The organism is Hyphococcus sp. (genome assembly GCF_965228385.1).
In the GTDB taxonomy this organism is placed as follows: domain Bacteria; phylum Pseudomonadota; class Alphaproteobacteria; order Caulobacterales; family Parvularculaceae; genus Hyphococcus.
In genome coordinates, this window is the sequence record NZ_OZ245810.1 from 3,091,549 (window position 1) to 3,115,899 (window position 24,351).

The window sequence follows — 24,351 nt, forward strand, 5'->3', positions numbered from 1 at the left end:
CTTGGACTGCGTCCCGGCGCAGCGCCATGGCTTTGGGCTGGAATCTTCGATGAAAGCCGTCACAGTGTGAATTGGGTGCGTCCGGCAGGGGAAGTCGGGATGCGCTTCGAGATAAGCCGGGAAAACCGGCGGGCGACAGTACGGGGGCGTAAGTAAATGACCGTCATCCCTTCACAGGAAACCCCAGGGCGAGCAGGCATGCCGACACCGAGCACGAATACAACTTTGGCCATGAAAGTCGGAGGGTTTTCAACGATTTGCGAAGCGCTGGATTATGCAGCGCAAGGTGAAACCGGTTATAATTTTTTCAATCTGCGCGGCGAAGCCACTGCGGTCCTGACTTATAAGGATCTTCGTGAGGAAGCAAAAATGCTCGCGCGCAAGCTCGCGGGTCGCTTTGAGCGCGGCGCGAGGCTCGCCGTAATCGCCGAAACCAGCCCTGAATTCATCGTGACGTTTTTCGCCTGCCAGTATGCGGGCCTTGTTCCGGCGCCCATGCCCATGCCGGTCAATCTCGGCGGCAAAGACGGTTACATTACCCAGATCCGCCAAATGATCGCCGGCGCCAAAGCCGCCGCCGCCGTCGGTCCGGAAACATTGCGCGAATTTCTCGATGAAGCCGCCAGCCGCGTTCCCGGCGCGGAAGTTTTGAGCTTTACAGACCTTGCCGAACTCGATGACGCCGACGAGGAGCCGACGCCGTTCGGGCCCGACGAACTTTGTTATATTCAGTATTCCTCCGGCTCCACGAGCGCGCCAAAAGGCGTCATCGGCGTCCAGCGCTCGGTGTGCGCCAACCTCACCGCAATTGCGCATGACGGCATGTATATTCAGCCCGGCGACCGCGCTTCGAGCTGGCTGCCGCTATATCACGATATGGGCCTTATCGGTTTCGTCTTGACGCCGATGGCCGGCCAGACCTCCGTGGATTTTCTTGCAACGTCGGATTTCGTAAGGCGCCCGTTATTGTGGTTGCGCATCATTACGGAAAACAAGTGCACGATCACGTACAGCCCGTCATTCGGGTACGAACTTGCCGCGAAAAGATCCGCGCGAATAGAACCGGGCGCAATTGATTTATCACGCCTTCGCGTCGCCGGCATCGGCGGCGACATGGTGCGTCCGGAAGCGTTGAACGCCTTCGCAGAGGCCTTCGAACCGGTCGGGTTTAACCGCAACGCCTTCACGCCAAGTTACGGCATGGCCGAGGCGACCCTCGCCATTTCTTTTCCGGAACTGGGCGCGCCGGTCACCGTCGACGAAGTCGATATGCGTCACTATACGCGTTCTGGCGTTGCGCAGCCCGCTTCGGCCGTCACATCGCCGGAACACAAGCGCGGCTTTGTGCTTTGCGGGCGCCCCTTGCCTGGCCATGACATTGAAGTGCGCGATGAGAATGGCGCCGCCATGGGTGAACGTTCTGTAGGCAGAATATTCATCAAGGGCCCAAGCCTGACCACCGGTTATTTCTCCGACGCCGAAGCATCCGACGCGATTTTTGACGGTGAATGGCTCGACACCGGAGACATGGGCTATTTCCTTGACGGACAGATCGTTATTACCGGACGCGCCAAGGATCTGATCATCATCAATGGCCGCAATATCTGGCCGCAGGATATCGAATGGGCGGTCGAAAAGGTTGATGGCGTTCGCGGGGGCGGCGTCGCGGCCTTCTCAATCGATGACGGCGGCTCTGAACGCATTGTCGTAATCGCCGAACGGCGGGGCCTGGACGCCGATGCGCTGGCGGCGCTGAAGCGCGAAGTCAGCGTCGTCGTGCAAAACGCGGTGGGCGCGCCGGCGGAGATCGTGCTTGCTCGTCCGCACTCAATGGTGATGACCTCCTCAGGGAAGCTCTCCCGCGCAAAAATGCGCCAGAAATATCTGGCGGGCGCATTCACTGAAGACGCCGACGCGACGGAAAATACGACCCGCGCCTTGGCCGAGGCGCGAGTTTGAGCAATCGCGCGGCCGTCACCGGCGGCACCGGGTTCGTCGGCGCAGCGTTGATTGAACGATTATCCGCAGAGGGTTGGTCGGTGTCGGCGCTGGCGCGCGACCCGTCAAAAATATCAGCCCGGCCCGGCGTCAATATTGTGCAGGGCGCGCTTGACGACGAACGCGCGATTGCAGCGCTGGCTGACGGGGCGGACGTTTTTTTTCACCTGGCCGGCCTCACCCACGCACGCACGCGCCAGGAATATCGCGAGGTCAATGTCACCGGCGCTGAACGCGCGGCCCATATCGCCGGCGAGGCGGGCGCCGCATTTGTCCACGCGTCATCGATGTCCGCCCGCAAACCGGAAGTCTCGCCTTATGCGCAAAGCAAACGCGACAGCGAAACTGCGCTCGCGGCGGCGTCGCGCTCAAACTGGATCGCTTTGCGTCTGCCCGCCATATACGGGCCGCGCGACAAGGCGACTTTGCCCTATTTCAAAATGATCAAGGCGGGTTTTGCGCTGGAGCCGAAAACACCGCGTCCGGCGCGGGCGTCGATTTTGTACGTGGATGACGCCGCCGGCGCGCTGATCGCCGCTGGCCGCGCCCTACAGGGCGCCGCCGTCAGAGACCCCTGCGTTCTGGAAGTTGGCGACGAAGAACCCCATGGCCGCGCCTGGAGCGAAATCGGCGCCATCCTCGCAGAGGTGTTTGGAAAGAATATTCGCCCTATCCGTGTGCCCCGCCCGGCAATCGCAAGCTATCACAGTTTGTTACGCAGTATTGAGGGCGTATTGGGCCGCGCCCCCAGCGTGCGCGAGGGACAGATCAACGAATTCTTTCACGCAGACTGGGTCGCGCGCGACAATTTGCTGTCGGACGCTTGCGGCTGGCGGCCGCAAACCCCATTGAAAGAGGGATTTGCAAAAACCGTCCGTTGGTATCAAGAACACGATTTGCTTTAATAGCGCTATAGCAACGCCTTTGACGGGCGCCCAGGGAGACCAGAAACCATGACCGCCATTCAGGAAGACGACGATCTCGTGTTTCACAAGATCTGCTCGCTGCTGGAGCCGCTGAATGACAAGAGCGTGAAGCTGACGCGAGATACAGACATTATCGCTGATCTCGAAATCGATTCCGTTTCGCTGCTGGATGTCGTGATGGACATTGAGGATAATTACGACATTTCCATTCCCGTCAACACGATTTCAGAAATCAAGACGATCGGCGAGCTTGTCGATGCTATTCACAAGATCAAGAAAGAACAGTCGTAACGATGGGCCTCTTTGACAAATTCCAAAGCAACGCAACGCAACTCAAAAGTCTGTTAAAAGAATTGCCGCGCGATCCGTTCAGCGTATCCATGGACGAAATGAAAGGTCCGACGCGGGCGCTGGTCAAGGGCAAGGAAATCGTCCTGGCAGGAACCAATAATTATCTTGGTCTGACATTTCACGAAGACGCCGTAGACGCGGCGGTCAAGGCGGTACAGGAATCCGGCACCGGGACCACTGGCTCGCGTTTCGCCAACGGCACATACGCAGCCCACCGGCAATTGGAGCACGACCTGGCGGAGTTTCTCGGATACCAGCATTGCATGGTGTTTTCGACCGGCTATCAGGCGAACCTCGGCGCGATTTCAGCGCTCGCCCAACCGCCGCACGATGTCATCTTGATCGACGCCGATTGCCACGCCTGCATCTATGACGGCTGCCAGCTTTCCGGCGCAGAAACCGTTCGCTTCCGCCACAATGATCCGGAAAGCCTCGATAAACGCCTGTCCCGGTTGTCGCCTGACGTGAAGGGCAAGCTTGTCTGTATTGAAGGCATGTATTCCATGTTCGGCGACGTCGCGCCGGTAAAGGAATTTGTTGAAGTTGCACACAAGCACGGCGCCTATCTGTTGCTTGACGAGGCCCATTCATTTGGCGTTTTCGGCGAACAGGGCCGAGGCGTTTGCGAAGCGGACGGCGTGCGCGATGAAGTGGATTTTTACACCGGCACTTTCTCAAAAAGTCTCGCCTCGATCGGCGGCTTTGTCGCCTCCAACCATCCCGAGCTTGAATATCTGCGCTTTTCCAGCCGGCCTTATATGTTCACGGCCTCGCCTTCGCCCTCGAATATCGCGGCGGCGGGCGCTGCGCTGGCGAAAATCTCTCACGATGATTCCATGCGCAAAAACCTCTGGAAGAATGCGAAGCGCATCCATGACGCTTTTACACAACTGGGTTTTGAACTCTGCGCGGGCGTCGGCCCCGTCATCGCCGTCAAGCTGCCCAACAAGGAACAGGCGTTCATGGCGTGGAATGCGCTCATGGAAAACGGCGTTTATGTTAACCTCGCCATACCGCCCGGCACGCCGAATGCAACGTCTATTCTGCGTCTGAGCGTTTCGGCGGCGCATACGAACGAGGATCTTGACGTGGTCGTCGACGCCTACACGGCGCTGTCACAGATGCTCGCTAGGGATAAGGCCGACGCCTGAACCGTGAGATCACAATTACGGCAGAAACAAAACCGCCACAATCTCGCCGCGCGAGCGTCCAAAGGAATGATAAAATGATTGTTCTGCGTAAGGGTAAGGAAGTTTCACAATGGTAAAACGTATCGCGATCGCGACAGGCGTTTTTATGGCTATCGGCGCAGGCGCGTCGCTGGCCGAGGACAAAAAGAACGGCGCCGCCGATGACGCCGCCTTTGAATTCACGCATGTTTCCTGCACAGGGGCGGAAAACGAAATTCGCATCATTGTTGACGGCGTTGTGCGGCCGCAAGGCCGGGTCACGGCCGATCTTTTTCCAAACAAGGAAGACGGTTTCTTGCGCGGACGGGGCCGGATAGAGCAGGTTTCATTCGCCGCCAAGACGCCGCAAACGAAATTTTGCATGCGCGCGCCTGAAAGCGGCCAGTTCGCCATAGCCGTTTATCACGATGAAAACGCCAATGGCGATTTTGACAAAAACGGTATTGGCCTGCCGGCGGAGCCCTGGGGCATATCCAACAATCCGAAAATCCGCTTTGGCCCGCCCTCCGTGGACAAAGCGTTGTTTGACGTCACCCCTGAAAATGGCGCCAAAATTACAATTTCGCTGAATTGACGCAGACGAAGCGGTTTTCATTCTGCGGCTTCCATTCTATGGCCAATGGCCAGCAAAAAGGTTCGGTATGGCTGTAAACGCCTTGCCGGCCACAGGATGACCGCACTATGACTTCGCCGTTAGCAAAACCTTCCATAGAAATCCGCCCGGCGAACAGCAGCGCCGAACGCAGGACCTTCATTCGTCTTGCAAAAGATATCTATAAGGACGACCCTAATTTCATCGCGCCGCTGGAATTCGAAATAGGCGCGCGGCTCAATCCCGCCAAGAATCCGACGATCAAGCATTGCGATCACCAGCTCTGGATCGCCTATAAGGATGGCGCGCCCGCCGGGCGAATATCCGCAATCGTCAACAAGGCGCATCTTGATCGGCACGGGGACGGCGCCGGCCATTTTGGATTCTTCGAATGCGTGAATGACCTGGAAATCGCGCGCGCTTTGGTTGAAACGGCGAGCGATTGGCTGAAACAACGCGGCATGGCGAAAATTGCAGGACCCTATAACTTCTCCGTCAACGAAGAAATGGGCATGCTTGTGGATGGTTTTGAAACGCCGCCCTATATCATGATGCCGCATGGCCGGCGTTATTATCCACAATTGCTTGAGCAACTGGGTTTTACAAAAGCTGCGGATGTTTACGCCTTCAGCTATACGCCGCAGGATGGATTCATCCCGGAAAAGCGCAAGCGCTTCATGGATAAGGCGCTCGCCAAATCCAATGTTACATTCCGTCTCCTGAACATGTCCGATTTCAAAGCCGATATTTTCCGCGTCGTTGAAATATTCAATGACGCCTGGTTCGACAATTGGGGATTTGTACCGTTCACCAACGAACAGATCGAACACATGGCCAAAGAGCTTCGGCCGATAATATCGCCCCACAACGTTGTCTTCTGTTATTACGAAGGCGAACCGGTGGCGTTCGGGCTTGTTCTGCCCGACGTCAATCATGCTATTCGCGATTTTGACGGCGCGCTATTGCCTTTTAACTGGGCGAAACTGCTCTGGCGGTTGAAGGTCAAGGGCGTTCCCCGCGCGCGGATGCCGCTGATGGGCGTTGTCCGCAGGCTCCACCGCCGTCCGGTCGGCACGGCGCTCGCCTACAAGATTATCGATATGGTCCGTACGGCCAATATGGAGAGGGGGGTCACGCATTCCGAACTTTCCTGGATTCTCGAAAGCAACGAATCCATGGTCTCAATGTTGCTGGACCTCGGCAGCAAGATCTATAAAACCTATAGGATATACGAAAAACCATTGTGAGATTCGCCGCTTACATATTCCTGGTGCTGATAAGCAGCGCCGCCCATTCTGAGACGGCGCCCGCCGCGGTCGAGCCCGTCATCTATGGTCACAAGATTCTCGAAACCTATCCGCACGCAACGGATGCATTTACGCAAGGTCTCTTTTTCGACGGCGACACCCTATACGAAAGCACTGGTCAATATGGTCAGTCTTCGCTGCGGCGGGTCGACATCGAAACCGGCCAGGTTTTACAGATAACAGCGTTGCCGCCGACGCATTTTGGCGAAGGGGCGGCGCTGGTCGGCGACGATATATTTGTGCTGAGCTGGCGGGAAGGCACAGCGTTTCGCTACGACGCGCGCACAATGGATCTTGAAAAAAAGTTTCAATATGACGGAGAAGGCTGGGGCCTGACCTATAATGGCGAAGACCTCGTGATGAGCGACGGGAGCGCGCAATTGCGGTTTATCGACCCTGAAACTTTTACTGAAAAGCGCCGCGTCACCGTCACTTTGCGTGGTCAAACGCTAAACCATCTGAATGAACTTGAGTGGATTGACGGCCAAGTTTTTGCAAATGTCTGGCGGCGCAACGTGCTCGTGCGCATCGACGCGCAAAGCGGCGCCGTGACCGGCGCAGTTGACCTTCGCGGCCTGTTGCCGGAAGAGGATGTCGTTCCGGGACAAACGGACGTATTAAACGGCGTTGCTTATGACGGACAGGAAAACGTCCTTTATGTCACGGGCAAAAACTGGCCCAAGCTATTCAAAATCGAACTCGTCGAGCGAGAGAAGAATCATTAATCTATCTGAAAAACGGCTCGTCAAAACTTCTCAGCTTGCGTGAATGCAAGGTGCCGGCCTGCGCTTCCTTGCGCAACAGATCGATCGCCCGCAAGCCGATTTCCAGATGTTGGCTTACCCGTTCCTGATAGAACGCATCCGCCATGCCCGGCAGCTTGACCTCGCCATGGAGCGGACGGTCCGAAACGCACAAAAGCGTCCCGTAAGGGACGCGATAGCGATAGCCATTGGCGGCGATGGTCGCAGATTCCATATCAATGGCGATAGCGCGCGCCTGATTGAGCCGCACCGCGTTTTTTTCAAAACGCAGCTCCCAGTTCCGGTCGCTGGTTGTAACAACGGTGCCGGTGCGTAAATGCTCTTTGAGTTGTTTACCTTCAAGGCCGGAAACTTCCTGCACGGCGCGCGTCATCGCAAGCTGCACCTCCGCCAGCGTCGGCAGCGGCACAGAGGGCGGCAGAACATCGTCCAGTACGGCGTCTTCACGCAGATAGGCGTGCGCCAGCACATAATCGCCAAGACGTTGCGTTCGCCGCAAACCGCCGCAATGACCGATCATCAGCCAAACATGCGGGCGCAGCACGGCAAGATGATCTGTTATCGTTTTAGCGTTGGACGGGCCAACGCCAATATTGACCAGCGTCACGCCCTTGTGGCCTTTTTGCACGAGATGATAGGCCGGCATTTGCGGCAGCCGCGCGCCTTTATCATCTTGTGGCGCGGCGGATTTCGTAGTGATCCTGTCGCCCGGTTCTATCAGCGCTTCGGCCCGGCCGGCGTCAATTTCGCCGCGCGCATGTTCCACGAACTCGTCCACGTAACGCTGGTAGTTCGTAAACAGAATATAGTCCTGAAAATGTTCCGGTTTGGTTGCTGTGTAATGCTGGATGCGATGCAGCGAGTAATCAATGCGCTCCGCCGTAAACAGCGTGAGCGGCATGGCGCCGTGACGTTTCAGGATATACTGGCCGTCGACAATATCGTCATTCGTCGCCACCAGGTTCGGCGTATGAAAGTAATGCTGCAACCGCGCGCGCTTGTCTTGTGTCAGCGAGGCCGTCGCTCTTTCCAGCGCAAATGTTAGCGGAATTGGCGTGTATGATTGGCCCACATAAATCTTGGCGGAAAACCGTTCGCTTACGCGCGTAAGCTGCTCTTCGATATAGCCGGCGTAAAGCGCGGGCTGCGTTATGGTTGCGCCGTGAACGCTGAGGGAGGCGATTTGGCCAAGCGCCAGCTTCGATGTCTGCGGCGCCGCTTCCGCCGGCACGACGACGCACAGATAAGGATAAACCGCGCCGCCAGAGGCGCCGAGATCGGTTTTTCCGGAAAGATATTGCTCAAACCGCGTTTCAGTCAGTTTATGGGCTTCTTCATAAAGTTTGATGAGCCGCTCGATGGCTTCTTTCGGCCCAGAACAGGCGACAAGATCGCTGGCGGGAGCGTCAAATTGCGTGGTCAAAGCCATTCATCCTCCTTGCGGGCGTTTCCCGCAGCCTTGTCTTTTATGCGACATCAGCCTTTGCGAGAATTGCGGAAATTCGCACGCCGGGCGATGAGCGCGGCTTTATGGAAAGTAAAAAGTCCCGCCCTTTACACTAATGACCGACAATAGGCCAGCACGTCCGGAGTATGCGCCTTTTATTCGCGGCCAAGACGCTCGGCCATGTGCCGGCCAAAGATAACGCAGCGGTCCCTGATGGGCGCGGCGCCTGGCGCCGGCGGGCGCCCGCCCCGTCGCCTGATCCACCCATTGGCGCGGCGCAGCCGCGCCTCATTATCAGACGCGCGGCTGCGCCAAGTTATGGACAGCGAGACCGAAACCTCGTCAGCATTTTTCACCCAATGGGGAGATTTAACCGGCACATAGAGCGCATCGCCCGGCCCTAATTCGACAAGACGCGCATGCCGTTCGAATTCGTCCTTATGGGAAAGGTTTCGATGACCGCCAGGCTTGTAAAACGCCTCATGCTGTTCATGAGAGACGATCTCCTCCGCATCATTGGGGTAGATGCGGAAAGCTTTACGGCCGCGCAATTGCAGCAGAATATTATGCTCCGGATCCATGTGAAAGGGGGTGACGGCGCCGGGCGAGGATACGAAGATAAAGCCTTCGCGTTGATGCATCTGACCCGTCGCGGTGCGCGCCGCAGGTTCAATGTCGCCGAGGCAGGAATTGAGGAGGTCGGCGTAGTCGCCATCCTGTTCGATCTGCTTCAACACCATCCAGGAGTTGTTTTCGGCTATACGCCGGACTGTTTCTTCCGCCGAAAGCCCGTTCATGGGCGTCATCGCCGGGTCCTGGCTGACTGGCAGGTCGCCAGCGTTATATTCAACACAATGCGGCGGCAGCACGGCGGCCAGCTTCGTGAGCCGCTCAATCTCGAATAGCGGGTGATCGTTCAGGCTATGGCGCAAAAGCACGGGCGCGCCCGGATAATGCGCCTTGAATTTCGAAATGGAGTTCTCCGTGAAAAGCATGACTTTAAGTCTTTGGCGCCTGCAGCCGCGCGCGCGCGCCTTCAAGCGCTCTGCATATCCGTAAACCGAGTTTTGATGAAATTCCGTTCGCACTGATATTCAGCCCCGTAATCACCCGGCGGGAGCGCCAGAGGCCGTTGATCATCGAGTGATCGGGCGCCGCGCATGAATCCATGAATCGGAAATCCGGCTTTTCAAGCAGGAAGCGCATGGCCTCTACCTCCACCATGACGCCCGGCGAAAAACGGGCGAATTCGGGATCATAGCAAATCTTGACCGAGTACCCTGCCCCGTTTGCGAGAAAATTCGCCAGCATGGCGATTGGCTTTTCGTCCACATCGATGCGCACTATATGCAATTGCCCCGCTTCACGCGCGCCTTCCAATGTCTTTGAAAACCACCCTGCATCCTTTTTGTTGGCCTTCAGCGACGTTCCTTTTTTCCCTTTCCAGCCGCAATGTTCGAGATCCACAAAAGATTGGGTCCATTCCCCTATGTCGTCGCCGGCGCCGAATTGGCGAATTTCAACACGCCCCAGCTCATCAAGGCGGTTGCGCAGGCGTTTGAGTTCTTTTCGTTTTTTCTTCCGTACAAAGACGGCAAGGGTTGCTTCCGCCGACGCGCCCGCTGTCAACAAGGCGCGTTCTGCGTCTCCCGCCTGATAACAGAACCGTTTTTCACTTTCCGCCACAAGCCGCGCCGATTGCGTTGACTGACCCTCCCCGTCAATGCGGCCTAACCGCAAAAACCCGCGCTTGTCATCGCCCTCGCACAAGAGGTCGAATAACGCGCGAAAAAAAATTTCGGTATGGTTCTTTCGCACCAGCGGCGCTGCGAAATAACAGTGCGGATGCGTCCAGTTTCGCCAGTAGCCGACCGGCAGGCGTGCGTAGCCGCGCGCTGGCGTCACGGGAACAAGACCGATCAATATGTCGCCGCGCCACACGACAGCGAGACGCACGCGGGTATCCGCATACGCTGCGAGCGCCGGCGCCAGCGACCATGGCGCATAAAAAGGGTTTTCTTCCGCCAGGTCATCGCAAAGCGATGTCCACGCAGCTGTAAAGGATGGATCTGCCGCTTCCTCCGGCCGCAGCAGATCCGCTCGAACGGTCTCGGCGTCATCTTTCATATGGCGATTTCGAAGCATGCCCCCCGTGAGCGCTCCCATGTCTTGTCTCAAGCGGCTTTTGTTAACCGGTTAACAGATGAATATATTTCACCTTCAGCATGCATGAACCGGGCCGGGAAGCCTATGGGCGCGCCAGCAGCTTGCCTAGATGGCGTTGACCTCATCATCGCTCAGATTACGGGCCTCGTCGGGAAGCATGATCGGCACGCCGTCGCGGATAGGATATGCAAGCCGCGCTTTCTTACTGAGCAGCTCGGCTTTTTCACGGTCATACCTAAGCGGACCCTTTGTCTGGGGACAGACCAGAATTTCAAGCAGCTTCGGATCTACGGCTTTTTGATTATCTGTCTCGCTCATGACGCTCCACCTATACTTAGCCGCGCAACGAGGCGCGCGTTATTGCAGCAATGAATCGTCGCCGCCTTCATCGGCGCCGGAAAATTTCATTAAGGTTATCAGGCACTTGGCCTGTTCCGCCAGTGTCGGCGCTTCCAAAAGCGCCTGCTTTTCGTTGGCTTCGAACGGACAGCCCATGGCAAGCGAAACGATCAGCGCATCGACCGGCGCCGATTCCGCCTGCTCCCACTCGATCTGCAATTGCTCCGCATCAAGATATTTATGAAGCGCAGCCATTAACTCATCCCGATCGACATCTTTGCCGGACGGATCCTTCTTCGCATCGATTTCAAAAACAGACCAGTCAGGCCGTGCAAGCCGGTAGGGCGTGTCGCTCGCCAGCTCCTCCGTCAGTCTGAAGCGCCGCGTACCAGTCAGATTGAGGATATAGCGGCCGTCGTCTGTTTCCACAAAAGATGTGATGCGCCCCGCGCAACCGACCTCGTAAAGCGGGGGCTTGAGCGTATTTTCCTCATCATCCAGCGGCTGTATCATGCCAATAAGACGCGGCCCCGCCAGCGCATCGTCAATCATGCGCAGATACCGCGGTTCGAAAATATTGAGGGGCAATTGGCCGCCGGGCAGCAACAACGCGCCCGTCAGCGGAAAAACCGGCAAGGTTTCGGGCGTCGCCGAGCGATAGCGAAAACCGGCCGCCGTTTTCATGAAAACAGGATCGACGAAAGTTTGCGCCGCCCGCGTATTGTTGCCGGATGGGCGTGGCCCAGCGCTTCGAACACAGTCAGAAGCTTTTTGCGGGCCGCCTCTTCATTCCATTCACGGTCGCGCTCGATGATCGCGAGCAGGCTTTCAACCGCAGCTTCCATATGGCCGCCGGCGAGCTGCGCGCCGGCCAAATCAAACCGGGCGTCAAGGTCGTCCGGATTGGCGGCGACTTTTGTCTCCAGCGCGGCGACATCGCCGCCCTGATTCTCCTCGGCTAGCGCCACTGCGGCGGCAATGCTGGCAAGCGCCGGATCCTTTTGTTTTTCGTCCGGTATCAGGTCCAGCGTCTGCCTGGCCTGCGCTGCGTCGCCGAGCGCCAGATGGCACCGCGCGAGACCGGCGATTGCAGAAAGATTTTCCGGATTGCTCTGCGCCGCCTGAGCATACATCTGCGCGGCTGTAGCGATATCGCCGCCCTCGAACGCGGCCTCGCCAAGCGCTGCATAATCCTGCGGTTGATCGCCCTGCTGCGGCTCATCGCCAGTCATCTGTTCAAGACGGCCGATAAATTCCTTGATTTCACTTTCCGGCACAGCCCCCTGAAATCCGTCTACTGGCCGTCCCTGGAAAAAAGCGTATACTGTGGGAATCGACTGTATCCGCAGTTGCGACGCCAACATCTGGTTTTTGTCGATATCGACCTTGACCAGCCGGACCTTGCCGCCCGCCGCTTTAACCGCCTTTTCCAGCGCGGGCGCGAGCTGTTTGCAGGGCTGACACCAGTCGGCCCAGAAATCGACAACGACCGGCGTGCTCATGGAGGCCGACAAGACGTCGGCTTCAAAAGTCTCTATGGTTGCGTCCTTGATGAGCTCGTCGTCGTTTCCACCGCCCGCGCCGCCTGTGGGCAGGCCGTTCGCGCCTAAAATCTCGCTCATGGCGTACTCTCCGTCATTTCGTCCTATAAATGAGGGCGCGCGAGGCGAAACGCAACCGCTCAATTATCAGTCAAAGGCGCTGTCAAATCGATGATCAGCGGCTGAAAACCGCATGCGCTGACAAACACCTTCAGATCCTCCGGGCTGATCGCCGTAGAGGCCGTATTTTCAAGCGGGTGAAACCACACCGGCGCCGCGCTCAATAGCGCCGTATCGAGGATCACCGCCGTCAGCGCCGCAGCGCTCTTGTTCATCAGCGTAAAGGGCGTCACAGCGCCCGGAATAACGCCGAGGGTTTGCGTCATCAGCGCCGGCTTGCCGAAAGACAGCCGTCCCTTCGCCCCCAGCCTCTTGCCAAGCCCCACAAGGTCGATACGCGTTTCGGCCAGCGCTACCGCCAAATAGAGCGCCCCTTTTTTATCCTTCAAAAAGAGGTTTTTCGAATGCCCGCCCGGCCATTGGCGTTTCAGATCGCGCCCCTCCTCCACGGTGAAAATCGCCGGATGCTCGACAGTGCGATGCGCAACGCCAAGCCTGTCCAGATAGGCCAATAGATCGGCGCGGGTTGCGGCGTCGGGGGCGGGGCTGGGGCCGGTCGCCGTTTCCATCGTCATTCAATAATTCCCTTCTCTCCACCACTTGCAAAGGGGTCGGCCCTCGTGCATATAGCGGCCCCTGCCGGTCATCAAGCATGTGCCCGGCGGCAAGCGAGCGGGCGTAGCTCAGGGGTAGAGCGAAACCTTGCCAAGGTTTAGGTCGTGCGTTCGAATCGCATCGCCCGCTCCATTTTATTGCCATTATGACAAATAGCCGGTCTCAAAGTCATTTGAGATCGCTGCATGCTCTGCGCGTACTATTACGATGCGCGCGATTTACAACACGCGCAAAATGGCGGGCGGCAAGGCGGCGCGCATGCTTGCTGGAATGACATAGCGCGGCCGATCTCGCCGAGGCAGCGTGGAGCCCACGGGTAATCAGCCTTTTATCGAAACCAATCTCATGGTTACATAATCAGTGGGTGCGCCAATGGGATTTCATCACAAAACGAGGGACAGTCTTATGAAAAAATCGGGATATATGGCGGCGATTTCATTGGCTGGCTTCTGCTTGTTCAGCGGCGGCGTTTCGGCGCAGCCGCCAGGGTGCAACGATATACCGGGCGCGCGCGATTTCGATTTCTGGCTGGGGACGTGGGAAGTTTACGACAAGAATGAGAAGCTCGGCGGCGTCAATAAAATTTCAAAACGCAGCGGCGGCTGTCTGATTTTGGAGGAGTGGCGTTCGGCAAACGGCGGGGAAGGCGTGAGCATGAACTTCCTCGATCCACGCACGGGGAATTGGACCCAGACCTGGATGGGCACCAACAATTACATCACGTACGAAGGCGGATTGAACGCTGACGGCCAAATGGTTTTGACCGGTCAAATCACTTATTTCAGCGCGAAGGGCGCGCGCAGCGCCGACTTTAAAGGAACCTGGACGCCGAACAACGACGGCTCCGTAACGCAGCACTTTGAAGAATTCGACGCCGATGCCGGCGTATGGAATGACTGGTTCGTAGGAACCTACAAACGCGTCGACGACGATCTCAGTACTGAGGAATAAGCGAAATTCCCCGTCACACGCCGTGGCTTGAAGCCTTCCCGCGCCCAAGCGGCCAATTGCAAAGCACCCGGCTTAAAGTACGCGTATGGACGCGCCCTCGCGCTCCAGTTCCGGGCGTATCCGCCGGAACGTTTTCCCGTAAAGATAAAACGGAATGCGCGGATGCAGGTGGTGGATCAGATGATAATTCTGAAACACGAATACCGCCGTCACCAGCGGCTGCAAAAGCGGCGCGCGCGTAATCCAGACATTCGTGTCCGCATATTTTCCGCTTTCCCCGTCATGGGGATGGTGCACCGCATAGGCGAAAAGGAAAGCAAGAAACGGCAATGTCAAATAAGCGGGCAACAGCCACAGCATGACGACTTCAAAGCCGTATCCAGCCTGAAAAGCGGCGGCGACAAGCGCGATCGCCAGGGCCCTTTCAATGTAAAACTCTATAAGAATGCGGTTTGAAATCACGCCCTTGCCCCGCAGCCGCCACATCTGCACTTCGTAACGCATCTGCAGAGTGAGGCATGCGAGCGCGACGAGAACCGGGTTCTTGCGCGCCATCCACATATCCGCGTCGAGGTCATGATCGTTCGTCGAACGGTGATGCGCAAAATGCACCGCCCGGAAAGCCGGCATGGAAAACCAGAAAATAAAACTGATCAGACGGCCAATACTTTCATTCAGCCACCGCAATCGGGTTTGCGATCCGCAAATATTCGCGTGAAACGCTTCATGATTGAGGTGCGCGAGCACGTAAAGACAAACCGCATTTACCGGCACGGCGATCCAGTAAGAGATATTGCCTGAAATCGTTAACGCGCTGACAAGCCCTATGCCGCCGAGCAGCGCTGCAAAAACCGCCACACTCGTCCATGCGGGCCCGTGCGCGCCGAGCTTAACCGGGGCGCTATTTTCAAGCGTGAAAGGCGCGCCATGATGCGCGTGTTCAGAAACGACAGCCATGGGGATTATTAATAAACTATTAATATCAATAGGCAACTCGATAGATACGCGCCCGCAGCGGGGCCCGCCAATAAGTCCTTAACGCTAATCGTCTAAACAAACCCAATGGAAATTTCCGCCCGCACCCACGCGGCGCCGCAAGGCGTGCGCGGCTTCCTGCACCGTTTCCGCGCCGAGCTCCGGCGGGACGGGATCAGTGCGAGTACGGCGGAGTTCAAGGACAACGCGGTTGAGGACGATTACCGCCGTTTCCTGGTGGCGAGCCAGCTAAAGACAGAGCGTCTTTACTGGTGGGGAACGATTTTCGCCTTTTACCTTTATCTGATCCTCGACCTGACGACGGTCACCCAGTCGCTGAGCGAAATCGTTATCCTGCGTATCCTGGTGGGGCTGGCCTGCGCGGCCCTGATACCGCTTTCCTACATTGACCGGTTCAAGCCGCATTTCGGCTATTTAACGGCCGCCGGCATGTTGCTGTGTGCGTTTGCAGTGATCGCCATGATCTCGATGATGCAGGCGACAGGCGCGCCGCCCTACATCATTGGCGTCCTGGTGACGTTCATCGCATCTTCCTGCCTGATGCGCATTCCATTCAGAATTGCGGCGAGCGTTTATATCATCGCCTCGGCAGTTTATCTCGCAGTGTTGAATCTTGATAGCGACTTTCAGCGCACCGATGTTATCTCCGGTCATTTTTTCATGATTTCCATAGCTTCTGTCGCCGTTATGACAAATTACAGCCAGGAGATCCGTTCACGCATTATCTGGGTGCGGGACGAACAGCGAAAACGGGACGCGGAAACCATTGAGAAACTCCTGATTGAGGCGACCGCAGCAGACCGTTCAAAAATCAATTTCCTGTCCATGATGAGTCACGAACTCAGAACGCCGCTGCATCAGATTATCGGCTACACGGAAGTCGTCACCAATGCCTGCAAGGCGGCGAATGACGACGGCGAAAATCTGACGCATCTGAATGAAATCCACGGCTCGGCTTATATTTTGCTGTCGCGCATTCAGAAAATGCTGCGCTATGCGGATGCGACCGCCGGCAAGATGAAATATGAACTTGCATATACGCCGGTCAGTGAACTTATCGAAGCGTCCATTGAGCAAATGCGCGCCGCCATTGAGAAAAAGGGCCTCAGGATAGACGCCTCCGCCCTAGTTGAAAAAAGTATAACGATCGACATCGTTCACACTTGCTATGCGCTGAACAACATTATTGAAAATGCGGTGACCGCCTCTCCGCAAAACGGCGTAATCTGGATTGCCGGAGACAGGGGAACGGACGGGCGTTACGACCTTACCGTCCGCGACGAGGGCGAGGGCATGACACAGGAACAGATCAGTGAGGCGCTGCAACCATTTACACAAGGCGAAAATGCGCTTGTCCGCTCACGCGAGGGCATGGGGCTCGGTCTGACATTGGCGGGGCGCATTTTCCGTGATCAAAATGCGGATATTTCACTCGCGTCAAACCCCGGACAAGGGCTGAGCGTCACCATCTCGTTCACCGACGTTAAAACCGATAAAGTTGAAACCAGTAAAAAAGATAAGCCTGCGCGTGCGGCGGGTTAACAGCTGCGCCGCAGACCCTGTCACGTTTGTTGAAAAGCTGAACGATCATCACAAAATCGGGTTGGCCATTTCAGCGAAATCACGAGATCAAGCGTGAATTTACTTTTCCGGTTTTTCAACGACTAGAAAATAAATCGCTTCTTTAGGATCGGAAATAACCGAGACCTTCGCATCCGGAATTTCGCGGGCCATCGCCCGCATGTCGTCCTCGTTCCGGAAATAAAGGCTCCAGTCGGTAATATATTCAAGCGGCCAGATCATGCCGGAAGGAAGGTCGTTGACATTGCCGACGATGACCCGCCCGCCCGGTTTGACGAATTCATAAAGGCGTTTGATGAAGCGCTGCGCCAGCAATGGGTTGAGATAATCAACGAAACCCGACGAATAGATGACATCATTGTTCATAAAAGCGGCGTTGTCGGGCGTTGGGCGCAGCATTTCTCGAAATGAAATGTTTAACCCGGTCAAATTGATCCGGTCGCGGCCCGGCAGATTAGCAACGCGCTCAAAAGCATAATCGAGCGCCGCCGGCTCCTGGTCAACCAGAGTCACCGCCCAGCGGACGTCTTCGGGCGTGGTTTCAAGCAGATCTTCCAGCTCTCTGGCGGGTCCGCTGCCGACGCTGGTGATGGAGAACTCATCGCCGCGCCCGGTTCTGCGCTGCATGGCGTATTCGCTGACAAGCTGCGCCACCATTTCCATCCGGGTAATGATGGCCTGCGACGCAATCATGCCGAGCAGGTGCAAAAACTTTTCAGTGACCTTTTCGCCTTCCGGCTTTTGCTCATAGCCGTAATTCATGATCTTGTAATCGCCAGGATATCCCGCGGGCTTGAACAGACAGCGCGCCCATCCGGGACCGGCCAGCAACATTTGCGTTACGGTGCGTTCCGTAAAAGACTTATACCGGATCCGCTTTTGCTTATCGCCATGCGCCCGGGCGGCCAAGAGATTGCCTTCACGCAGGATTTCATGCCATTCGGCTTCCGCAGCGTCTGCGAGATCGCGCGCGATGTCGTTTCGCTCGTCTTCATTCAGACGATCCTCGATCGGTCCGACATATTGCTGAATACGTTGCAGATAACCGCCAATAAATGCTGACGCATCTGCGCAGAAGGTTTTGTATTCAACCGAAGGTTCGAGCGTTTGCGCAGCGCGATTTTCAATACGCGCCAAGAGGCTCGCATTTTCGCGCATCAGCCAGTCGAGGTCGAAACTATTTTCTTCAAGTTCGAAACCCGCGCTGACCCCGCCCGGACCAGCATGATGACGCGCTTTCCGGGCCGCGCCCAGAAACAATTCGCGCCCCTGCTGGGTTAAGCGCAACACCCCTTTCGCCCCCGGCGCCGCATAGGCGTTATCGTCAGCGCGGCGGCGCGTTATGCAGCCGGCGCCGCGCGCGCTTAAGTTGTCCAGATCAAAAATCTCGTCTTCAAAAACGAGTTGGGGCGGCCTTCCAGCGAAAATTTCGATGGCGTCGTAGCGGCTGGGGCGGAAAAACCGCGCCTTGCCGGCCGCGCCGGGAAGATTTTCATAACTCTTAGACATGACGCCACCCCAGGCTGTGAATTCTCTCCCCGTGACGTTAAGTATGCCTAACAAATCGTAAAGATCAATCACACCCGCCGCAATTATGGGCGGATTCAAATGGTTAACGCTGGTTTTTTCACCTCAACCGGTAGGAATAGTCTTGCAGCGGATCAATGTGATTTCATCACGCAGCGTCGTCGCCGACCAGAATTTCCCTTTTCCCTGCGTGGTTTGCGGCCGAAATAACGCCTTCTTCCTCCATGCGCTCAATCAGGGTCGCGGCGCGATTATAGCCAATCTGCAAGCGTCTCTGAACATAGGAGGTTGATGCTTTTCGGTCGCGCAGGACCACCGCCACGGCGCGGTCGTACAAGGCGTCGCCGGAATTGGTATTGCCCCCGATATCAAGACCCGGAATATCCGGCCCCTCATCGTCGCGCATTTCCGTCACTTCCTGTACATAATCGGGCGCGCCCTGCTTTTTCAGGAACTTGACGATTTTTTCGACTTCGTCATCGGAGACAAAAGCCCCGTGGACGCGCCGGAGACGTCCCCCGCCCGCCATGTGCAGCATGTCGCCCTGACCGAGCAATTGTTCCGCACCCTGTTCTCCGAGGATCGTGCGCGAGTCGATTTTTGACGTGACCTGAAACGAAATCCGCGTCGGGAAGTTAGCTTTGATCGTACCGGTAATAACGTCTACGGAGGGGCGCTGCGTCGCCATGATGAGGTGTATGCCGGCGGCGCGCGCCATTTGGGCCAGACGCTGGACCATGCCTTCAATGTCCTTGCCGGCGACCATCATCAGGTCGGCGACCTCGTCGATCACGACGACAATGAACGGCATGAATTCGTATTCAAGCTCTTCGCTTTCATAGACCGGCTCGCCCGTTTCCTCGTCGTATCCGGTATGAACTGTCCGGGTCAGCACTTCACCGTTCTCTTCCGCTTCGGCGACGCGGGCGTTGAAGCCTTCAATGTTCCGGACGCCAACTTTCGACATCTTGCGATAGCGCTCTTCCATCTCCCGCACCGTCCATTTCAGGGCGACGACCGCTTTGCGCGGATCGGTAACGACAGGTGATAGAAGATGCGGAATTCCTTCGTAAACGGAAAGCTCCAGCATTTTGGGATCGATCAGGATCAGCTTGCAATGTTCCGGCGACAGCCGATAAAGCAGCGACAGGATCATGGTGTTGATGCCGACGGACTTACCGGACCCGGTCGTACCGGCGATCAACAGATGCGGCATGCGGGCGAGGTCGGCGAACACCGGCTCGCCGCCGATGGATTTGCCCAGCGCCAGCGTCAAGTCGCCTCTGGAGCTTTCATATTCCCCGGCGCCCAGAAGCTCGCGCAGAAAGACCATTTCGCGGTCCTGGTTCGGCAATTCTATACCGATCACATTGCGGCCCGGCACCACCGCAACACGGGCGGCCACCGCGCTCATGGAGCGCGCAATATCGTCTGCCAGACCGATCACACGCGAGGACTTGACCCCCGCCGCCGGCTCAAGTTCATAGAGCGTCACGACGGGGCCGGGGCGGACATTGATGATTTCACCGCGCACGCCGAAATCGCCGAGTACATTTTCAAGCATGCGCGCGTTCTGTTCGAGCGCTTCATCGGAAATCACCTGGCGGCGCGCCGCATTGGGTTTGGATAGCAGATTGAGCGGCGGCAATTCGTAGTCATCGGCTGAAAATACCGGCAATACGGGCTGGACCTCGCGGCGCTCACGGCGGCTTTCTTTCTTCTTGGTCTTTTTACGGATGATATTACGCTTGCGCTTTTGTGCTGCGAGAACCGGTTCGCCGTCTTCATCGACGTCTGCTTCGGCTTCATCGTCTTCGAATTCTTCGTATTCAGCGTCTTCTTCCTGGTCCGCGCCCGTCATGCGCGCATATGCATCGCTCACAAGATCGCGCACGGCAAGCGCCGTATCTTCGAGCGCCCACCATGCTTCCGCGAGCCGCGCGCGCGTGAGCCCGCAAAGGATTGCGTAGGCGGCCAGCGCGGCGATTGCGAAGGCCCCCGCGGCGATAATTATGGCGATATCCGGCCCCAAAAACGCCAGAACTGATGTAGCGGCGCCAAGCATCAAGTCGCCAAACAGCCCGCCTGGCCCCGCCATGTAAGGCCAGTTCAGCGGCGGCGCCCATGTGGCGAGCATGCCGGCCGCAGCAAGCAGCGCCGCCGGCGCAACCGCCAGACGACGCCAGAATGCCAGCGGGGTCTCTTCCGGCGCGCCGTTCAACAGCGCAAAGCCGCCCCAGATCGCCAACGGCGCCAGCAACAGAAGGCTCGCCCCGCCCAGCAGCTGCAGCAACAGATCGGCGCTGGCCGCGCCGAGCGGGCCGGCGATATTTTGCACGGGCGCCGGCGTCGCCGTGTTGAGGCTCGGATCGCTGATGGTGAATGTCGCCAATGCGGCCGCAAGCCAGATCGCAAGCAAAATCATCGCCGCCCCGCCGGCCCGGATTATGACATTCCGGGAGAATGCGCGCATGCGGTCGGCGAATTCAGAAAACGGGTCCCGCCGCCGGGAGCGTGAAGATCGGCGGGCGTAAGATCGGGTTTGACGCGACATAGCGAGGCAAAAAATCTTGTTAACGAAAATCCTTAACGCACCTTGCCACGGCTTTTCTGAAAAAGGGTTAACGAGTGTTAACGAGCCGCCGGTTTATTCCGCGATCTCATCCGTGGGCGGCGTGCGAATACCCACGGTATATTTCAGCGCCACCCAGATGAGAAGGCTCATCAGGAAGGAAAAGCCGACAATCGCCGCTATCCCCACAACCTGTCCTGAAAGCCGGCTGGTTTCGCTGGGCCAAAAGGAGATGAAAGCCCCCCAGACGCCGCAGCCAAGATGGGCGGGGATAGCAAACCCCGCATCGTCAATGCGGAACCGGTCAAGGAAAGGCGGGGTGACGGTCACGATCACGCCCCCGACGGCGCCGATCATCGACGCCTGCCACATCGCCGGGGATATCGGATCGGCGGAGATGGCCACGAGCCCTGCAAGCGATCCCGTCATCGCCGAGACAAGACCCGTGCGTTTGTAAACCGTCTGCGTCAGGAACATCGCGGCGAGTGATCCGCCCGCCATGGCGATCACCGCATTGACGCAGATTACGCCAAACGTGGCTGCTGATTCGACAGACGACAATGCTCCCTGCAGGCCGCCGATGACAATAAGGAGCCCCGCCGTCGCGAGAAGCACGCCGAAAGCTGACAGCGGCAGCGCCGTTGATGGGGCCAGCCTGGCGGGTCCATGCGCATAGCGCCCCTGGCGCGGACCAAGCACGATGATCGCCGCCAGCGCCGCCGCACCCGCCGAAGCATGCAAGACGCCTGCGCCGCCTAGATCGCGGTAATTCCACTCCGCGCCAAAATAGCCGCCGCCCCAAACCCATGAAGCGACAATAGGATAAATCAAACCGGCCCAGGCGGCGGCGAAAAACAAAAACGGCCACAGGCGCACGCGCTCGGAAACAGCAGAGGAAACAATCGCCGCGCCGATCGCTGCAATTATCATCTGCGAGAACCAGAACGCGCCCGACGATCTGCCGGACGCCGCCGGGTCAAGATCGTTCAACGACCAGATCTGAAATTCACCGAGGAAGCCGCCGGGTTCGACATCGTAAAGAAGGTGATACCCGGTCATCCAGAACATGATTGCTGAAACGGCGAGCAAACCGATCATCCGTAAACAGACCGCCGGCGTGTTCTGCGTGCGCGCAAAGCCGACATCGCGAAGCGCAAAGCCCGCCAGCGCCAGCAGCCCGGCAAGGCCGGCGGCGATCAGGAGCGCTGAATCCAGCAGATATCGCGTCACATCGCTGGGCGGCGACATATCCTGCGCAAAGGCCGGCGCCGCCCCCGCCGTAAATACGATAACGACCAGAAAGAATTTTAATCCCGCCGCCATGAACCAGTCTCTGCGCCCTGAAATCCCGCCCGAAACCGTGGCCCGGACGATTCCGCCTGTTGCGTTTTGTCTACGATCGCTTGTCATATGGCTTCGCCTATAACCCTGTTCTCGTAAAAAAAGCACTGCTGTTAAGGCAACAATGACGACTGCCTGCGCCCGGGACCGGGATCGCCATTGCCGGTGCGCCTTTCGCCGCATGACCCGCCCATGGACGGCTTGCGCCTGACGCGCGACACTGCCGCCATGAGTGAGGCTAAGACTTATGATATCGCGATTGTCGGCGGCGGTCTGGCCGGCGGACTGGCGGCGCTGGCGCTGGCGAACAGCGGATTTTCCTGCGCCGTCATTGACGCAGGCGATCCGGCCGCAATGCGTAACGCCGCCTTTGACGGACGAACGACGGCGGTTTCCTACGCCTCGGCGCGCGTCTTCAAACGTCTTGGTCTGTGGCGGTCCATAGCGCCGGAAGCGGAGCCTATTCGCGACATCCTGGTTACCGACGGCCGGGCGAAAAGCCGCTTCAGCGACGGCGCGGTTTCAACCTTTCATCTGCATTTCGACAGCCGCGAACTTGATAGCAACGAAGCGGAAACGACGCCGCTGGGATGGATTGTCGAGAACCGCATTCTGCGGAATGTGGTGTTCGACGCCATTGCCGCCGATGACGCCATAACGCTGTTCGCGCCGGCGAAACGAACGGCGAGCGCATTTGGCGCAGGCGCGGCGAGCGTCACGCTTCAGGGCGGCAAAAAGATTACCGCAGCGCTCATCCTCGCCGCTGACGGGCGCGGCTCCGCCTTGCGCGCGCAAGCGAATATCAAAACAAACCAATGGCGTTATCCGCAGACAGGCATCGTCGCCACGGTCGCCCATGAACGCCCGCACGAGGGCGTCGCCCAGGAATTATTCCTGCCTGCGGGTCCATTCGCCATCCTGCCCATGACGAACCGCCGGAGTTCTCTCGTCTGGACTGAACACGCCGAGGCCGCCACGGCCTATATGGCGCTTGACGATGATAAATTCCGTATGGAAATTGAAAACCGGTTCGGCCCTTATCTCGGCGCACTGGAGCCGGCGGGTCCGCGCTGGTCGTATCCGCTCAGCTTTACCCTGGCGCAGTCCTATATCGCGCCGCGTCTGGCGCTCATCGGCGACGCCGCCCACGCCATTCATCCCATCGCCGGGCAGGGCTATAACCTCGCGGTTAAAGACATCGCCGCCCTGACGGATGTTTTGGTCGAGGCGCGCGAACTTGGCCTTGATATCGGTCATATGGCTGTTCTTGAGAAATATCAGCGATGGCGCCGTTTTGATTCCGCCTCGCTGGCGCTGGGAACCGATCTGTTAAACCGGCTTTTTTCCAACGATATCGGGCCCCTGCGGCTTGTCCGCGATATTGGCATGGGCGCAGTCAATAAAGTTGCGCCCTTGCGCAAATTTTTCATGCGACAGGCCGGGGCGGATATGGGCGCGCTGCCAAGTTTGATGGCGCGGGAGCGTTAACCGCGCAAGCGCAGCTCGCCCTTTCGCGCCTCAACGCTTTCCAGCTGCGACAGAAAGCTCATACCCAGAAGATTAATGTCGAGCTGTTCATCCTTGAGGATGAACGCCTTCACGTTTTCAATTCGGATATTGTCGATTTCGATTTCGTCGATGGTGACGAAGGCGGCTTTCGTCTCTCCATTCGCCGTATGCACAGGATAGATATAATCCGTCCACGACGTATAAATGCCCGCCTCGCGCGCATCGGAATCGCGCAGCGCGACATAACTGGCGCCCGTATCAATCAGGAAACGGGCGGCGCGGCGATTGATTTCCGCGTCTACGTAAAACTGCCGGTCAGGGGCGGCGGCGATGCGAATCTCATCATTCCAGCCGACAGAGAGAGAGGCGGCGCGCGCCGTCTCTTCAACCTGCGCCGGCGCAGGCGCGCTGGCGTGAACGCCGGCGCTTTCACGCATATCGAGAAGACGCACGCAAATGACGGTCGCTGAAACGATTCCCGCAGCTAAAATGATTTCCGAACGCATCACGGCCTCTTC

General features: G+C 57.6%; 22 protein-coding genes and 1 tRNA gene. 11 read left to right on the top strand and 12 right to left on the bottom strand.

The window, feature by feature from the left end; all coding sequences use genetic code 11:
* Positions 1 to 198 precede the first annotated feature (198 nt).
* The 7 genes from ACQK2Q_RS14370 to ACQK2Q_RS14400 all read left to right on the top strand — a co-directional run bounded on the left by ACQK2Q_RS14370 (position 199) and on the right by ACQK2Q_RS14400 (position 7,089).
* Entirely contained in the window at positions 199 to 1,959 is a 1,761-nt protein-coding gene (locus ACQK2Q_RS14370; RefSeq protein ID WP_425410433.1) for a fatty acyl-AMP ligase, read from the top strand.
* Complete coding sequence (locus ACQK2Q_RS14375; RefSeq protein WP_425410434.1) at positions 1,956 to 2,903, top strand: NAD-dependent epimerase/dehydratase family protein; 948 nt, start codon at positions 1,956 to 1,958, stop codon at positions 2,901 to 2,903. Before ACQK2Q_RS14370 ends, ACQK2Q_RS14375 begins: the two co-directional genes overlap by 4 nt.
* Before the next feature lie 48 nt (positions 2,904 to 2,951).
* Positions 2,952 to 3,215 carry an acyl carrier protein gene (locus ACQK2Q_RS14380; RefSeq protein ID WP_425410435.1) on the top strand — a complete coding sequence of 88 codons (264 nt, stop codon included), beginning with the start codon at positions 2,952 to 2,954 and terminating at the stop codon, positions 3,213 to 3,215.
* A gap of 2 nt (positions 3,216 to 3,217) precedes the next feature.
* A complete protein-coding gene (gene spt / locus ACQK2Q_RS14385) occupies positions 3,218 to 4,426 on the top strand; it encodes a serine palmitoyltransferase (RefSeq protein ID WP_425410436.1) in 1,209 nt (402 codons plus the stop codon).
* A gap of 109 nt (positions 4,427 to 4,535) precedes the next feature.
* Positions 4,536 to 5,039, top strand: coding sequence for a DUF2141 domain-containing protein (locus ACQK2Q_RS14390; RefSeq protein ID WP_425410437.1), 504 nt, complete (start codon positions 4,536 to 4,538; stop codon positions 5,037 to 5,039).
* A 107-nt stretch (positions 5,040 to 5,146) separates the two neighbouring features.
* Positions 5,147 to 6,304, top strand: coding sequence for a dATP pyrophosphohydrolase (locus ACQK2Q_RS14395; protein ID WP_425410438.1), 1,158 nt, complete (start codon positions 5,147 to 5,149; stop codon positions 6,302 to 6,304).
* Positions 6,301 to 7,089, top strand: coding sequence for a glutaminyl-peptide cyclotransferase (locus tag ACQK2Q_RS14400; protein ID WP_425410439.1), 789 nt, complete (start codon positions 6,301 to 6,303; stop codon positions 7,087 to 7,089). Before ACQK2Q_RS14395 ends, ACQK2Q_RS14400 begins: the two co-directional genes overlap by 4 nt.
* Before the next feature lies 1 nt (position 7,090).
* On the opposite strand, the gene ACQK2Q_RS14405 is transcribed toward ACQK2Q_RS14400, so the two are convergent.
* From ACQK2Q_RS14405 to ACQK2Q_RS14435, 7 genes are all read right to left on the bottom strand, one after another.
* Positions 7,091 to 8,557, bottom strand: coding sequence for an AMP nucleosidase (locus ACQK2Q_RS14405; RefSeq protein WP_425410440.1), 1,467 nt, complete (start codon positions 8,555 to 8,557; stop codon positions 7,091 to 7,093).
* A gap of 173 nt (positions 8,558 to 8,730) precedes the next feature.
* Positions 8,731 to 9,570 carry a cupin-like domain-containing protein gene (locus ACQK2Q_RS14410; protein WP_425410441.1) on the bottom strand — a complete coding sequence of 280 codons (840 nt, stop codon included), beginning with the start codon at positions 9,568 to 9,570 and terminating at the stop codon, positions 8,731 to 8,733.
* A gap of 4 nt (positions 9,571 to 9,574) precedes the next feature.
* The gene (locus ACQK2Q_RS14415; RefSeq protein ID WP_425410442.1) at positions 9,575 to 10,720 is read right to left on the bottom strand and encodes a GNAT family N-acetyltransferase; all 1,146 of its coding nucleotides are present in this window, start codon (positions 10,718 to 10,720) and stop codon (positions 9,575 to 9,577) included.
* A 126-nt stretch (positions 10,721 to 10,846) separates the two neighbouring features.
* Complete coding sequence (locus tag ACQK2Q_RS14420; protein WP_425410443.1) at positions 10,847 to 11,059, bottom strand: Trm112 family protein; 213 nt, start codon at positions 11,057 to 11,059, stop codon at positions 10,847 to 10,849.
* Positions 11,060 to 11,098: 39 nt separating this feature from the next.
* The gene (locus ACQK2Q_RS14425) at positions 11,099 to 11,764 is read right to left on the bottom strand and encodes an LON peptidase substrate-binding domain-containing protein (RefSeq protein ID WP_425410444.1); all 666 of its coding nucleotides are present in this window, start codon (positions 11,762 to 11,764) and stop codon (positions 11,099 to 11,101) included.
* On the bottom strand, positions 11,761 to 12,702 hold the full coding sequence (locus ACQK2Q_RS14430; RefSeq protein ID WP_425410445.1) for a tetratricopeptide repeat protein: 942 nt from the start codon (positions 12,700 to 12,702) through the stop codon (positions 11,761 to 11,763). Before ACQK2Q_RS14430 ends, ACQK2Q_RS14425 begins: the two co-directional genes overlap by 4 nt.
* A 59-nt stretch (positions 12,703 to 12,761) precedes the next feature.
* A complete protein-coding gene (locus ACQK2Q_RS14435; protein WP_425410446.1) occupies positions 12,762 to 13,316 on the bottom strand; it encodes a prolyl-tRNA synthetase associated domain-containing protein in 555 nt (184 codons plus the stop codon).
* Positions 13,317 to 13,413: 97 nt separating this feature from the next.
* Between ACQK2Q_RS14435 and ACQK2Q_RS14440 the strand changes: the two genes are divergently transcribed.
* Both ACQK2Q_RS14440 and ACQK2Q_RS14445 read left to right on the top strand, forming a co-directional pair.
* Positions 13,414 to 13,488, top strand: a tRNA-Gly gene (locus ACQK2Q_RS14440).
* Positions 13,489 to 13,761: 273 nt separating this feature from the next.
* Positions 13,762 to 14,307: a hypothetical protein gene (locus ACQK2Q_RS14445; protein ID WP_425410447.1), complete on the top strand. Its 546-nt coding sequence runs from the start codon at positions 13,762 to 13,764 to the stop codon at positions 14,305 to 14,307.
* Between the two features lie 72 nt (positions 14,308 to 14,379).
* On the opposite strand, the gene ACQK2Q_RS14450 is transcribed toward ACQK2Q_RS14445, so the two are convergent.
* A complete protein-coding gene (locus ACQK2Q_RS14450) occupies positions 14,380 to 15,264 on the bottom strand; it encodes a fatty acid desaturase (protein ID WP_425410448.1) in 885 nt (294 codons plus the stop codon).
* Between the two features lie 105 nt (positions 15,265 to 15,369).
* Here ACQK2Q_RS14450 and ACQK2Q_RS14455 point away from each other — a divergent pair, with 105 nt between their 5' ends.
* Positions 15,370 to 16,845 (top strand): ATP-binding protein, encoded by a 1,476-nt coding sequence (locus ACQK2Q_RS14455; RefSeq protein ID WP_425410449.1) that lies wholly within the window; start codon positions 15,370 to 15,372, stop codon positions 16,843 to 16,845.
* Between the two features lie 99 nt (positions 16,846 to 16,944).
* Here the strand turns inward: ACQK2Q_RS14455 and ACQK2Q_RS14460 are convergent, their stop codons facing one another.
* The 3 genes from ACQK2Q_RS14460 to ACQK2Q_RS14470 all read right to left on the bottom strand — a co-directional run bounded on the left by ACQK2Q_RS14460 (position 16,945) and on the right by ACQK2Q_RS14470 (position 22,393).
* Positions 16,945 to 18,393, bottom strand: a complete 1,449-nt coding sequence (locus tag ACQK2Q_RS14460) for a class I SAM-dependent methyltransferase (protein ID WP_425410450.1) — start codon at positions 18,391 to 18,393, stop codon at positions 16,945 to 16,947.
* A gap of 166 nt (positions 18,394 to 18,559) precedes the next feature.
* Entirely contained in the window at positions 18,560 to 20,965 is a 2,406-nt protein-coding gene (locus ACQK2Q_RS14465) for a DNA translocase FtsK (protein ID WP_425410451.1), read from the bottom strand.
* 93 nt (positions 20,966 to 21,058) lie between these two features.
* The gene (locus tag ACQK2Q_RS14470; protein ID WP_425410452.1) at positions 21,059 to 22,393 is read right to left on the bottom strand and encodes a hypothetical protein; all 1,335 of its coding nucleotides are present in this window, start codon (positions 22,391 to 22,393) and stop codon (positions 21,059 to 21,061) included.
* A 96-nt stretch (positions 22,394 to 22,489) separates the two neighbouring features.
* Between ACQK2Q_RS14470 and ACQK2Q_RS14475 the strand changes: the two genes are divergently transcribed.
* Positions 22,490 to 23,812, top strand: coding sequence for an FAD-dependent monooxygenase (locus ACQK2Q_RS14475; RefSeq protein WP_425411170.1), 1,323 nt, complete (start codon positions 22,490 to 22,492; stop codon positions 23,810 to 23,812).
* Here ACQK2Q_RS14475 and ACQK2Q_RS14480 read toward each other — a convergent pair.
* The gene (locus tag ACQK2Q_RS14480) at positions 23,809 to 24,339 is read right to left on the bottom strand and encodes a retropepsin-like aspartic protease family protein (RefSeq protein WP_425410453.1); all 531 of its coding nucleotides are present in this window, start codon (positions 24,337 to 24,339) and stop codon (positions 23,809 to 23,811) included. The two genes, ACQK2Q_RS14475 and ACQK2Q_RS14480, sit on opposite strands and share 4 nt — an antisense overlap.
* Between the last annotated feature and the right edge of the window lie 12 nt (positions 24,340 to 24,351).